This window comes from Providencia huaxiensis, from assembly GCF_002843235.3.
Lineage (GTDB): Bacteria > Pseudomonadota > Gammaproteobacteria > Enterobacterales > Enterobacteriaceae > Providencia > Providencia huaxiensis.
On sequence record NZ_CP031123.2, the window covers coordinates 1,315,761 to 1,328,867 of the forward strand.

At 41.5% G+C, this 13,107-nt stretch carries 11 protein-coding genes and 1 pseudogene; 6 read left to right on the forward strand and 6 right to left on the reverse strand.

Going from position 1 to position 13,107, the window contains the following annotated elements:
* Window positions 1-7: 7 nt before the first annotated feature.
* On the reverse strand, window positions 8-1,738 hold the full coding sequence (gene argS, locus CYG50_RS07635) for an arginine--tRNA ligase (RefSeq protein ID WP_102140254.1): 1,731 nt from the start codon (window positions 1,736-1,738) through the stop codon (window positions 8-10).
* 168 nt (window positions 1,739-1,906) lie between these two features.
* On the opposite strand from argS, the gene CYG50_RS07640 reads away from it, so the two are divergent.
* From CYG50_RS07640 to CYG50_RS07660, 5 genes and pseudogenes are all read left to right on the forward strand, one after another.
* Window positions 1,907-2,461, forward strand: coding sequence for a VOC family protein (locus tag CYG50_RS07640; protein ID WP_102140255.1), 555 nt, complete (start codon window positions 1,907-1,909; stop codon window positions 2,459-2,461).
* Window positions 2,462-2,642: 181 nt separating this feature from the next.
* Complete coding sequence (gene cutC, locus CYG50_RS07645) at window positions 2,643-3,404, forward strand: copper homeostasis protein CutC (RefSeq protein ID WP_102140256.1); 762 nt, start codon at window positions 2,643-2,645, stop codon at window positions 3,402-3,404.
* Between the two features lie 291 nt (window positions 3,405-3,695).
* Window positions 3,696-6,119, forward strand: a pseudogene (locus tag CYG50_RS07650) (DMSO/selenate family reductase complex A subunit).
* Window positions 6,120-6,129: 10 nt separating this feature from the next.
* Complete coding sequence (locus tag CYG50_RS07655) at window positions 6,130-6,747, forward strand: DMSO/selenate family reductase complex B subunit (protein ID WP_102140257.1); 618 nt, start codon at window positions 6,130-6,132, stop codon at window positions 6,745-6,747.
* A gap of 1 nt (window position 6,748) precedes the next feature.
* The gene (locus CYG50_RS07660) at window positions 6,749-7,525 is read left to right on the forward strand and encodes a dimethyl sulfoxide reductase anchor subunit family protein (protein ID WP_102140258.1); all 777 of its coding nucleotides are present in this window, start codon (window positions 6,749-6,751) and stop codon (window positions 7,523-7,525) included.
* 61 nt (window positions 7,526-7,586) lie between these two features.
* On the opposite strand, the gene cmoB is transcribed toward CYG50_RS07660, so the two are convergent.
* From cmoB to CYG50_RS07685, 5 genes are all read right to left on the reverse strand, one after another.
* Window positions 7,587-8,558, reverse strand: coding sequence for a tRNA 5-methoxyuridine(34)/uridine 5-oxyacetic acid(34) synthase CmoB (gene cmoB, locus CYG50_RS07665; RefSeq protein WP_102140259.1), 972 nt, complete (start codon window positions 8,556-8,558; stop codon window positions 7,587-7,589).
* 2 nt (window positions 8,559-8,560) lie between these two features.
* Window positions 8,561-9,310: a carboxy-S-adenosyl-L-methionine synthase CmoA gene (gene cmoA / locus CYG50_RS07670; protein WP_102140260.1), complete on the reverse strand. Its 750-nt coding sequence runs from the start codon at window positions 9,308-9,310 to the stop codon at window positions 8,561-8,563.
* Between the two features lie 131 nt (window positions 9,311-9,441).
* Window positions 9,442-9,840, reverse strand: a complete 399-nt coding sequence (locus CYG50_RS07675) for an MAPEG family protein (RefSeq protein ID WP_102140261.1) — start codon at window positions 9,838-9,840, stop codon at window positions 9,442-9,444.
* Between the two features lie 149 nt (window positions 9,841-9,989).
* Window positions 9,990-10,394: an NUDIX hydrolase gene (locus CYG50_RS07680; protein ID WP_102140262.1), complete on the reverse strand. Its 405-nt coding sequence runs from the start codon at window positions 10,392-10,394 to the stop codon at window positions 9,990-9,992.
* Window positions 10,395-10,502: 108 nt separating this feature from the next.
* The gene (locus tag CYG50_RS07685; protein WP_102140263.1) at window positions 10,503-10,826 is read right to left on the reverse strand and encodes a DUF4377 domain-containing protein; all 324 of its coding nucleotides are present in this window, start codon (window positions 10,824-10,826) and stop codon (window positions 10,503-10,505) included.
* A gap of 510 nt (window positions 10,827-11,336) precedes the next feature.
* Between CYG50_RS07685 and aspS the strand changes: the two genes are divergently transcribed.
* Window positions 11,337-13,106, forward strand: coding sequence for an aspartate--tRNA ligase (gene aspS, locus CYG50_RS07690; protein ID WP_102140264.1), 1,770 nt, complete (start codon window positions 11,337-11,339; stop codon window positions 13,104-13,106).
* The last annotated feature ends 1 nt before the right edge of the window (window position 13,107 follow it).

The window sequence follows — 13,107 nt, forward strand, 5'->3', positions numbered from 1 at the left end:
ATTTGAATTACATTCTTTCAACGGTTTCAATGCCCAGTGTGTCTAGGCCCGTTTTTAATGTTTTTTGAGTTAATGCCGCTAATTTCAAGCGGCTTTGGCGCTGGGCTTCGTCATCAGCTGACAAGATAGGGCAGTGCTCATAGAAACCAGAGAATAAACCGGCTAACTCATACAAATAAGCACACATCACATGAGGTGTGCCATCACGTGCAACAGTGAGAATGGTTTCTTCAAACTGTAATAAACGTGTTGCAAGCGCAATTTCACGCGGGTCTTGTAATGAAATAGGCAGAGTTAGGTCTGTGTGGGTTAAATTAGCTTTCTTGAAAATAGAGGCCACACGGGTATACGCATATTGCATATACGGTGCGGTATTTCCTTCGAAAGCTAACATGTTGTCCCAATCGAAAATATAATCAGTCGTTCTGTTTTTGGATAAGTCAGCGTACTTAACTGCCCCAATACCAACCACATTCGCAACGTTAAGCAATTCATCTTCAGACATATCCGGGTTTTTCTCACGGATCAATGTTTGAGCGCGTTCAACTGCTTCATCAAGCAAGTCTGATAAACGAACGGTACCACCGGTACGAGTCTTAAACGGTTTGCCATCTTTCCCTAACATCATCCCGAACATATGGTGCTCAAGCGCCATCGATTCAGGGATGTAACCTGCTTTACGGACGATGGTCCATGCTTGCATCAAATGTTGATGTTGGCGTGAGTCAATATAGTAAAGAGAACGGTCAGCGTGCAGGGTTTCGTAACGGTATTTAGCACAGGCGATATCGGTTGTTGTATATAAGAAGCCACCATCTTTTTTCTGGACGATCACGCCCATTGGTTCGCCTTCTTTATTTTTGAATTCATCAAGGAAAACAACCGTTGCGCCTTCACTCTCAACGGCTAAACCTTTGGCTTTTAAGTCAGCAACAATGCCTGGAAGCATGCTGTTATATAAGCTTTCACCCATCACGTCATCTTCGGTCAATGTGACATTTAAGCGGCGATAGGTTTCTTGGTTCTGCTGCATAGTGATATCGACTAATTTGCGCCACATTTGGCGGCAATATTCATCACCGGATTGCAATTTTACAACGTAGCCACGAGCACGTACTGCGAACTCTTCATCTTCGTCGTAGTGTTTTTTAGCTTCGCGATAAAACTCTTCGAGGTCAGCAAGCGCCATATCGGTGGCATCTTCATTTTGCACTTTTTCAAGATAAGCAATTAACATACCAAATTGCGTACCCCAATCACCGACGTGGTTGGCACGAATGACTTTATGACCAATAAATTCTTGGGTACGTGCAGCTGCATCACCAATGATGGTTGAACGCAAGTGACCCACGTGCATTTGTTTTGCGACATTAGGCGCTGAATAGTCAATGACAATCGTTTCAGGCTTGACTGGTGCGACGCCTAGGCGTTGTGATGCTAATGCCTCTTCAACGTGTTTTTCAACCCACGTTGGTTCAAGGAAAATATTAATAAAGCCAGGGCCTGCAATTTCAACTTTGCTGGCAATCCCTTCCAAATCTAAGTGATTAACAAGCTGTTCAGCCAGTTGTCGCGGAGCTATCCCCATCTTTTTAGCCGCGCCCATCACTCCATTCGCTTGATAATCACCAAACTGAGCTTTAGCGGACTGACGCACAAGTGCATCACTGCCTTCTGGAGCACCCGCTGCTAACATCGCAGCACTAATTTTATCTGAAAGAATCGCCTGAATATTCACCGAATTACCTTAAATTACGAACCATAGTTACCGCATTGTGCCATCACATGCGTATAACTAAAAGGTTGAAGAGAAAAATCGGCAGGTTTTATACCACATTTTGGGGCTCTCATGCTACAGTCTGCGCCATTGTTTAGCTGATAAGTTTTTGTAAAGAGAGGGCTTTAGATGCCACAATTTAGCAAAATTTCGCAATTACAAGATTTATGGGATGACCTACCTGTATTTATGGGTAAATTACAACAGTTGGCGCAGGAATTGAACTTATCATTGTCATCTTTTCCGATAGATCATATTTCGGTGCGTTGCCATCATATGGCAACTGCAGAACGTTGGCATCAAGGGTTAATGGGATGCGCTGAGCTTTTATCTGACAATGTTATCAATGGCAGGCCAATTCGTTTATATGAGTTAAAAGAGCCATTAAACGTCGCGGGTCAAGATGTATTTATTATTGAATTGCCTTTCCCAAAAGACAAAATTTACCCGAAAGAAAGTTGGGAACATATCGAAATGGTGATTGATGTTGAGCCGAGTCAGCTAGAAACCGCAGCATTCCAGTTATTACCTGATCCTTTACCCCAAGGGTATCGTATTAAAGTAAGCCAACCCAAAGGGCAGCAAGAAAGGTTGCCAAATCCAACATTAGCAGTGTCAAATGGTGAAATAACGGTTAAATACCATCCTTTCACGCTAAAAAAGATAATTGAAAGTGAAAAATAAGTGATGCAATTAACGTTATTGATTAATAGTACACGTTAACTTTTAGTGCTGTGATGTCTATCCGATAACATTTTCCAATAAATGGCATTATTAAGCGAATTGTTAACGTTTAACATTAAATTTTTTCATTATTTTGGGGCATATAAAACCCGTGTTTTATTGCTCTATTTCGGAGGTCGTAATGGCAAAACTGGAAATCTGTTGTTTCGGAATTGAATGTGCCCAAGTGGCTCAAGAATATGGTGCAGATCGTATCGAACTATGCTCTGGTGCTGCAGACGGTGGCCTAACCCCCAGTTATGGTTACCTGAAATTAGCCAAAGAGAAACTGCATATTCCAGTTCATCCTATTATTCGTCCTCGTGGTGGCGATTTTTGCTATAACATCAGCGAATTTGACGTGATCCGTGAAGATTTAATTATGATTAAGGAAATGGGGTTTTCAGGTGCCGTTATCGGTATATTGGATAGTGAAGGGCGCATTGATATCAACAGGATGCATACGTTGATGGAAATTGCACAAGGGATGAATATTACTTTCCACCGCGCATTTGATATGTGTATTAACCCATTATTAGCTTTAGAACAATTAAACGAGCTCGGTGTTGCGCGTATTTTAACTTCTGGGCAGCAACAAAGTGCGGAGTTGGGTTTACCGCTTTTGAAAGAACTCCATGAAAAAAGCCAGCAAATTAATGGCCCACAGATTATGGCAGGTGCGGGAGTACGTTTAGCTAACCTAAGTAAATTTATGGAAATCGGTTTATCTGAGGTACACAGTTCCGCAGGGAGAACGGTGCCATCAACCATGAGTTACCGTAAAGTAGGGGTAACAATGGCCTCTAATAGCGAAACGGATGAATTCACCCATTACTGTGTTGATGGCCCTACGGTAGAAGCGATGAAGGACTTTATTTCTATTACTGAAAAAGTTTCCGTTTAATTGCCGCTAGCCACAATAGGCAGCTTGACGATAGAAATTTTAAATAAATTGTTATTCTCTAAGGAAAATCAACTAGTTGGTTTTCCTTGTTATTTTTCAGCTAACCAATGGTTAGTTACCATTAAAATACTAAATAAAGAAACTTATAATATTGTTTATTTATCATTAATAGCTCAATTATTGCTTGTGTTGATACACGTCAATTAACCCTTGTTTTTATAAGGCTACTATCTAATTACTATAAGAATACTAAGTAATTCAATTTATAATAATTAATGAGGTAGCAATGTAATGATCAATAAAATCAGGGAAAAAGCGCTGAGTCGGAGACAGTTTATTCAAGCCTCTGCCTCTGTCGCCACGACAACAGCTATTGCCAGCTCCATCTCTCTACCTTTTTCCGCTCAAGCAACACCCACTATCACAATCCAACCCGACGAAGTCAGCGAAAAAATCAAATACAGTGCATGCTTAGTCAATTGTGGTAGCCGCTGCCCACTCAAAGTGCATGTAAAAGATGACGTTATTACTCGCATATCGAATGAAACCATGTATGACGACACCCAATTTGGTTTACATCAAATACGCCCCTGTTTGAGAGGGCGCTCTGTTCGTTGGAAAACCTATAACCCAGACCGCTTGAAATACCCATTATTGCGTACAGGTAAACGGGGGGAAGGAAAGTTTAAACGGATCAGCTGGGACGAAGCGACGACGATTGTGGCTCAAAAACTGCGCTCAACCATTGATACTTATGGTAATGAAGCGATTTACTACCAGTATGGCTCAGGGTCTACCGGTGCTAATTTACAAGGGCGTAATGCCTGCAAGCGTCTATTAAACCAACTAGGTGGATTTCTTGATCAGCATGGAACTTACTCAACTGCACAAATAAACGGTGTTATTCCGTATGTCTATGGCAAGTTAGATGATTCATTACTGTCTGAAATAGCGAATAGCGATTTAGTCGTGATGTTCGGCCATAATATTGCGGAAACGCGTATGTCCGGTGGTGGTCAGTTCTATGAAACCTTAAAAGCATTAGAAAAAAGCCAAGCCAAAGTCATTATTATTGACCCGCGCCGTACTGATAGCGTGACAACGCTAGGCGCTGAATGGATCCCAATCTATCCGGGCACTGACGGTGCGCTTGTAGCTGCAATTATCCATACATTAATTAAAGAACAATTAACGGATGAGGCTTTTTTAGCGAAATATTGTGTGGGCTGGGATAGCCAGACACTTCCTGAGTCAGCGCCACAAAATGGCTCATATAAGGATTATATTTTAGGGCTCGGTGATGATGGTGTTGAAAAAACACCTCAGTGGGCTAGCCAAATTACAGGTGTTTCGCCAACCCGTATTGTTCAGTTGGCTCGTGAGCTGGGTAATGCAAAAGCAGCGTGGATTTCTCAAGGCTGGGGATTACAAAGAACCGCATCGGGAGAGCAAGCGGCCCGGGCAGTGATGATGTTACCGATTGTCACGGGGCATATTGGACGCTCTGGGACGAATGCGGGAGGATGGGGAGGTAACGTGGCGTATTCTGTGCCTGGTTTTGCTATTCCAAACCCAGTTAAAACCAAAATCCCGTGTTTTATGTGGACCGATGCGATTGCGCGCGGAACCGAAATGACCGCAACAAATTCAACATTGCTCGGTAAAGAGCGTCTTGAAACCAACGTGAAATTTTTATGGCACTATGCGAGTAATGTCACGGGTAATCAACATTCTGATTTGAACAAAACCCATAAAATTCTAACAGATGAATCCCTATGTGAATTTATTTTAGTTTGGGATACGCATATGACACCATCGACTAAATATGCGGATTTGATTCTACCCGATGTGACCAGTGTTGAATCGAATGATTTAATTAATAATTCGTATGCAAGCGGTGCTTACCATTATGCTATTCGTCTACAAAATGCGATTACGCCATTATGGGAGTGTCGCCAATCTTATGATGTTTTAACGGATATTGCTGAAAAGCTGGATATTAAAGACCAATTTACCGAAGGTCGTACTCATGAGCAGTGGATAGAACATTGCTATAACCTAATGCGAGAAAAAAATCCCCATTTGCCAACATTTGAAGAAACGAATGACATGGGAATTGTTGATAGGAAATTGGCAAACAGTGCAGATTATATTGCATTAAAACCATTCAGAGACTCACCTGAAACTGCGCCATTACCAACCCCATCGGGTAAAATTGAAATTTATTCAGAAAGGCTCGCTAAGATAGCGAAAGAGTGGGAATACCCTACTGACCAGCGAATTCCTGCTGTGCCTGAATATTGTGTGAATACGGAAGGTGTTGAAAACAAAAAAACTAAGCAAAAATATCCGCTGCAAATGACGGGCTATCACGATAAAGGCCATGCGCATTCATCGTATTTTAATATTGCTGTGTTACGTGAAGCCGTGCCTCATTAATATTGGATTAACCCAATTGATGCATCAAGTCGTGGTATTCAAGATGGTGATATGACTGAAATTTTCAATGACCGCGGACGTATGCATATTAAAGCGAAAGTGACTGAGCGCGTATTACCGGGGGTGATTGCGGTTCCGCAAGGTGCTTGGCGGGAAGTCAATGAGGAAGGGGTCGATATCGGTGGTTGTATCAATACACTAACCACACAACAGCCTTCAGCTCTCGTTAAAGGGAATCCACAACATACTAACTTAGTTGACGTGAAACGTGCATAAGGAGCGACAAATGAAACAGTATGGTTTTTATTTCGACTCAACAAAATGCACAGGATGTAAGACGTGTCAGGTGAGTTGTAAAGATGAAAAAGACCTTGATTTAGGCCCTAAATTTCGTCGGGTATATGAGTTTGGTGGTGGTAGTTGGCAGCAGCAAGAGGGGATATGGCAGCAGAATGTTTATAACTACTATCTATCAATTTCCTGTAATCATTGTTCTAACCCAACATGTGTTGAAGGTTGCCCAACAGGGGCGATGCATAAACGTGAGCAAGATGGGTTAGTCGTGGTAGACCAAACCATTTGTGTTGGATGCCGTTACTGCGAGTTACGTTGTCCATACGGTGCACCGCAGTATGACGAAAAGAAAAAATTGATGAGTAAATGCGATGGATGCTATGAACGTGTCGAAAAAGGGATGAAACCGGTTTGTGTTGACTCCTGTCCACAACGTGCATTGGATTTTGACGATATCAATATTCTACGTGAACGTCATGGCAATATTAGCGGGGTCGCCCCCATGCCAAACCCGTCTCTTACTAATCCTAATATTGTGATTAAACCGCATAAAGATGCTAAACCTTGTGGTGAAAAGAGCGGTAAATTACAAAATCCAGCAGAGGTATAATATGCACGAACTTCCACTCGTTTTTTTCACTGTATTGGGGCAGTCAGCGGCAGGTTTATATTTGTTGGCTTATGCAAGCCGAAGACTGGGTATGTTGAGTGAAAACCAATTACGTCATGCCAATATAGCTGCATTCGTCATTATGATCATTGCACTAGTGATTGGTGGTTTGCACGTTGGGCAGCCACTGCGCTTCTTCAATATGCTTTTAGGAGTCGGCCGTTCACCAATGAGTAATGAAGCCTTACTCAGTGGTATTTTTGTCGCTTTTGGGGCTGCAACTTTATTATTTACCTTGTTTATTAAAAATAAGGTGCTGAGTGAACTGTGTAACGTTGCCACAGTTATTTTTGGTTTGGCATTCGTATGGTCAATTCCTCAGGTTTATAATATTGCCACAGTAGCGAACTGGTTTACTGTTTTCACGACATTACAAATGTGGATGACACTGCTAGTTGCTGGTGGCGCATTAGCGATTTTATTCGGGGCTCAGCGGTTGGGGGCGATGGCATTTTTGATTGGCTCAATTATGATTTTTGCCACTCGTGCAGCTTATGTGTCATTCTTAGGCGAGACAGGGCCTGAAATTAGTGCCGAACAAGCGGGTTTTTGGAGCTTCCAGTTAGTCGTCTTAGCGGTGATGCTGTTTGTTTATCCTGCTCTGTTATATCGCGGAAGAAATTCATTCGCACTATTAGGCCTATGTGCGCTAGCGGTTATTTTAGCCGAGTTATCTGGCCGAATTGCCTTCTATAATTTATGGCAAATAACAATGTAATCGCTTGTTTACTAGTATGATAATAAATGCCTATGACTTGATTGCCATAGGCATTTTATCTTTATGGCTTACGAGCAACTAAAATTGCACGTAGTGGTGCGGGGTAACCTTCGATAGTTTTAGTTTTATCATTTGGGTCTAAAAATTCAGCCAGTGAATCTGTTTTCATCCACTGTGTGCGGCGTTGCTCTTCCAAAGAGGTTACTTCTTGGTCAACAATTCGCACATCAACAAAGCCGCATTTTTCCAACCAAACTTTGAGCATTTTAGCGGAAGGAATAAAATAGACATTACGCATTTGGGCGTAACGGTCACCGGGGATCAAACACTGAAATTCATCCCCCTCAATAACCAGGCTCTCTAATACCAATTCGCCTTCACTCACTAATTGGTTCTTAAGTTGCCATAAATGGTCGAGCGGTGAACGGCGGTGGTAAAGTACACCCATTGAAAATACAGTATCAAATGCCTTCAATTCGGGCAGTTGTTCGATACCTAAAGGCAATAAGTGGGCACGTTGGTCATCACCTAGTAGCTTTCTGACGGCTTCAAATTGGCATAAAAATAGTTCAGTTGGGTCGATACCAACAACAAATTTGGCATCTTGTCCTAACATACGCCACATATGGTAGCCACTGCCACAACCAACATCTAAGACATAGCGGTCTTTGAGTGATGAAATATGGGGTAGTACGCGATCCCATTTCCAGTCTGAGCGCCATTCAGTATCAATATTCACGCCATAGAGAGAAAAAGGGCCTTTACGCCATGGCATTAATTGTTCAAGAATATTATTCAGACGTCGCGTTTCGCCCGCAGTGAGTTCGGGTTCACGCGTTGCTGTCACGCTATTGCGTAAATCCAAATGGGTAGGAACCATAATGGGTAGGTTATCTAGCATTTTCTCCCATGAGGAAAATCCACCGTGTAACCCTTGTTTTTTCCATTCTGAAAGTTGTGCCGGAAGCGTTTCAAGCCAATGACTTAGAGGGCCAACCGCAATTTGTTGGTAAAAACGACCAAAATCAATCATGCCTAGGCCTCTTTAACCGCTAACAGTGAACCAAAATTAAAGCACTGGAACCAAACTTCACAGTGAGTAAAACCGACATTTTTTAAACGAGCTTTATGTGCTTCAACAGAGTCTGTGAGCATCACGTTTTCTAACATACTGCGTTTTTGGCTAATTTCTAATTCACTATAGCCATTTGCCCGTTTGAAGTCGTGATGCATATTGAACAATAATTCACCGATTTCGTTGTCTTCGAAATTGAATTTCTCAGAAAGCACTAAAATACCGCCGGGTTGTAGCCCTTGATAAATTTTACTGAGTAATAATTGGCGATCTTCCGGGTTGAGAAACTGTAAGGTGAAATTGAGCACAACCATGGAAGCATTTTCAATATTTACATCGCGAATATCGCCTTCGATAACGTCAACCGGTGTGTCGGCACGATACGCATCAATATGGCGGCGGCAACGTTCAACCATTGCAGGGGAGTTATCAACAGCAATAATTTTGCTTTTTTCTACTGTAATATTACGCCTTATCGATAAGGTTGCTGCACCTAAAGAGCAGCCTAAATCGTAAACATGGCTGTTGGGTTTGACAAAACGACCCGCTAGCATGCCAATCATCGTAATAATATTAGAGTACCCTGGCACGGAGCGTTGGATCATATCAGGGAATACTTCAGCAACTTTTTCATCGAATTGCCAGTCACCAAGGTTAGCGATAGGCGCAGAGAAAAGGCGGTCTTTTGAGGTTGGATCCGAATTTGACATAAGTTCTGTATTAAGCAAAAACAAAAGTAGTGGAGGATTGTATCAGAAAGGCAGTCTACTGAAAATCAATCCATAAGCAATGAAATAATGAGCGGCACATTAATAACTCGTGCCGTTACAGAGAATAAAAACTAAAGATTAAATGAAACGATTTGCAGCCAAGGTAGGTAATAAGTATTGGCGATAACCATTAGTGCCATAGCAAGGTAAGTGGCTACCATACCTGAACGGCGATATGAATAATCGTGATTTTTCAAGCCGTAAGAGTGCAGTAATCGGCCTGCTATTAAGATCAGACCACAAATATGAATCATCCACACTTGCGCGCCATTCATTTCCATTAAAAGCAGTAAAATCAATGAGATGGGAATGTATTCGATGGCATTACCATGAACGCGGATAGCGGTTTGCAACTCATAAAAACCGCCATCACCATAGGCTATACGGTATTGATTACGCAACTTCACAACATTTAAAGATAATCTAAGCAGCAGTAAGGCACCCAGTACAGCATACAAAGAGCTGACCATTTTTTACTCCACCATAAAACGAATCAAACTATGAAAACACCTAAAAATATAAGTTATAGTAATGGGTATTGACAATATTTTGTGAATTGTAAATCCTAAAAAGCCGTTAGACAAATGAAATCACAACTTTTTTGAGTCAGTCTTACACTCTATTTAATCAAACCTTCTTTTTTTAAGTGAGTTAAAATAGTCACCGCTGTGCTTGAGCAGCGAGGTAAATCGTTAATGCTAAACCAATCCAATTCAGCAATCTCAGCTGCGGGTTGTGGCTCCCCTGTATAGTCCGCAAAGTAACAACGAATACGGACTTGCGTTCCATCTGATTTTCCATCAGCAGGGCCAATGAACTCACCATAAAACCGGATAGAAGCGGCATCTAGCTCAAGTTTTAATTCTTCAGCAATCTCACGGCAGAGTGCTTGTTCGTCAGTCTCACCTTGCTCACGTTTTCCACCGGGTATATAAAATAAACTTTTATTATGGGAACGCACCATCGCAATTTTGTGGTCTGATAAGGTGATCAACCCAAGCTTATCAATGATTTTAACACTCATAATAGGGACACCCTGTTATTTAACGATGATAAGAGAATTATTGCTGTAAGTGAGTCATTAAGTAAACTGATAAAATTACTTAATGACTTAAATTATATTGTTTAAAAATTATTTTTTCTCAACGATTTTTACCAATTCATAACGAATACTTGGGGCATCAGCCGGTGGGTTTGGTACATTGAATTGCTTCACTTGTATAGTATAAGAGAAGCCTGGTTGATATTCGAAGCCTTGAATTGAGCTATAAAAAAGTTGCCAGTCATCACTTGGGTTTTCTTTCACTTTCATACATTTCATTGGGGCAACGCCCATACAATCAGCAAGTGAAGAATCAATATAAAAAGTTTTTGTATTATCAGTCTCTGCGGGTTTCATGTTCTGGCATCCAGCAAGTAGTACGAACATGGAAGTGGCAAGTATAATTTTTTTCATGGGTAGTCCTTAAACTGCAGATGGTGATTAATTCAGCGTTATATCTGTCTGTTGTGATTATAGCAAACTGAAAAAGGTAACGATTCTGAAATAGAAAGATTAATGATTAAAGCGATATTTATTAACCAATAATTGAATTGGAATACATTAAGTGGTGATTTTTCACTCAAAAAGGTATCGAACTGATGAAATAAACCTTTGCTGCAATATGTACATGGTGCGGATAGTCCCTTAAAATCGATAGGATCATCGTGATAGACGTCTATCTCGCTATTCAATTTTATTGTTGTTGATTAGAAAAACAATAATTGATGAAAATATGATTAAAAACAAAATGGTTTACGCGTTATGTAGAATACGTAACTATTTGTCTAACAGAATTTCCTGTATAATGTCTGCCTTTTTGACATTCTGAATTTTCAGCCCGTGTTTCGCAGATAAATAGGGTTCAGCAAAATGCCAAAATCCCGCAGCAAGCAAAAGCACAACAGCTGAGTAAAAGGATATTGTATGCGTACTAATTATTGTGGGCAGTTAAACATCGCTCACGAAGGCCAAAAAGTCACTCTTAGTGGATGGGTAAACCGCCGTCGCGATTTAGGTGGTTTGATTTTTATCGATATGCGTGACCGTGAAGGGATCGTGCAAGTTTTCTTCGACCCCGATCGTAAAGACATATTTGAAAAAGCGTCAGAACTGCGTAATGAGTTCTGTATCCAAATCACAGGGACAGTACGCGCACGTCCAGATAGCCAAAAAAATAAAGATATGGCAACGGGCGAAATTGAAGTTTTTGCTGAAGAACTGAATGTTTTCAATAAGTCAGAGCCACTACCATTAGATAGCAACCAAACGAATACAGAAGAGCGTCGTTTAAAATATCGCTATTTAGATTTGCGCCGTCCAGAGATGTCTGAGCGTCTGCGCACGCGTGCCAAAATTACCAGCTTTGTTCGTAACTTTATGGATAACGAAGGGTTTTTGGACGTTGAAACGCCAATGCTAACCAAAGCAACACCAGAAGGTGCTCGTGACTATTTAGTGCCAAGTCGTGTTCATAAAGGTAAATTTTACGCATTACCTCAATCACCGCAACTGTTTAAACAGTTGCTGATGATGTCAGGCTTTGACCGTTATTATCAAATCGTAAAATGCTTCCGCGATGAAGATTTACGTGCAGACCGCCAGCCTGAATTTACCCAAATCGATGTTGAAACCTCTTTCATGACCGCAGAGCAAGTGCGTGAAATTATGGAACGTATGATCCGTAATTTATGGTTAGAGGTAAAAGGGGTTGATTTAGGCAACTTCCCAATCATGACCTTTGCGGAAGCTATGCGTCGTTATGGTTCAGATAAACCAGACTTACGTAACCCAATGGAGCTGGTGGATGTGGCGGATATCGTAAAAGATGTTGAATTTGCGGTGTTCTCAGGCCCAGCAAATGACCCGAAAGGCCGTGTTGCAGCTCTGAAAGTTCCTGGTGGCGCAGCTATGACGCGTAAACAAATCGACGAATATGGTCAATTTGTTGGTATTTATGGTGCGAAAGGCTTGGCTTGGATGAAAGTCAACGAGCGAGCTAAAGGCCTTGAAGGCATTCAAAGCCCAGTTGCAAAATTCTTGAGTGAAGATGTGATTAACCAGTTATTAGACCGTACTGGTGCTGTTGATGGCGATATCTTGTTATTCGGCGCGGGCGCAAAAAATGTAGTGACCGATTCAATGGGTGCGTTACGTTTGAAAGTCGGTCGTGACTTTGAATTAACCGATTTAAATAGCTGGCAACCACTGTGGGTGATTGATTTCCCAATGTTTGAAGATAATGGTGAAGGCGGGTTAACTGCGATGCACCATCCATTTACTTCACCTAAAGATTTCTCACCTGAAGAACTGGCGAGTAAACCTGAAGAAGCCGTTGCTAATGCGTATGATATGGTCATCAATGGTTACGAAGTTGGTGGTGGTTCAGTACGTATTCACCGCAATGAAATGCAACAAACAGTATTTAGCATTCTAGGTATTAATGAAGAAGACCAACGTGAAAAATTTGGCTTCTTATTGGATGCATTGAAATATGGTACACCGCCACACGCAGGTTTAGCATTTGGTCTTGACCGTTTAGTCATGTTGTTAACAGGCACTGATAATATTCGTGATGTTATTGCTTTCCCGAAAACAACAGCAGCTGCGTGCCTAATGACGAATGCACCGAGCCATGCGAATCCTGATTCATTAACGGAACTCGCTATCGCGGTGGTTGCGAAAGACGAAGAGTAAG

Bases quoted from the DNA above. Each gene is read 5' to 3' on its own strand.
- CYG50_RS07640 (WP_102140255.1), top strand. From the start codon at position 1,907: ATGCCACAATTTAGCAAAATTTCGCAATTACAAGATTTATGGGATGAC.
- cutC (WP_102140256.1), top strand. From the start codon at position 2,643: ATGGCAAAACTGGAAATCTGTTGTTTCGGAATTGAATGTGCCCAAGTG.
- CYG50_RS07655 (WP_102140257.1), top strand. From the start codon at position 6,130: ATGAAACAGTATGGTTTTTATTTCGACTCAACAAAATGCACAGGATGT.
- CYG50_RS07660 (WP_102140258.1), top strand. From the start codon at position 6,749: ATGCACGAACTTCCACTCGTTTTTTTCACTGTATTGGGGCAGTCAGCG.
- cmoB (WP_102140259.1), bottom strand. From the start codon at position 8,558: ATGATTGATTTTGGTCGTTTTTACCAACAAATTGCGGTTGGCCCTCTA.
- cmoA (WP_102140260.1), bottom strand. From the start codon at position 9,310: ATGTCAAATTCGGATCCAACCTCAAAAGACCGCCTTTTCTCTGCGCCT.
- CYG50_RS07675 (WP_102140261.1), bottom strand. From the start codon at position 9,840: ATGGTCAGCTCTTTGTATGCTGTACTGGGTGCCTTACTGCTGCTTAGA.
- CYG50_RS07680 (WP_102140262.1), bottom strand. From the start codon at position 10,394: ATGAGTGTTAAAATCATTGATAAGCTTGGGTTGATCACCTTATCAGAC.
- CYG50_RS07685 (WP_102140263.1), bottom strand. From the start codon at position 10,826: ATGAAAAAAATTATACTTGCCACTTCCATGTTCGTACTACTTGCTGGA.
- aspS (WP_102140264.1), top strand. From the start codon at position 11,337: ATGCGTACTAATTATTGTGGGCAGTTAAACATCGCTCACGAAGGCCAA.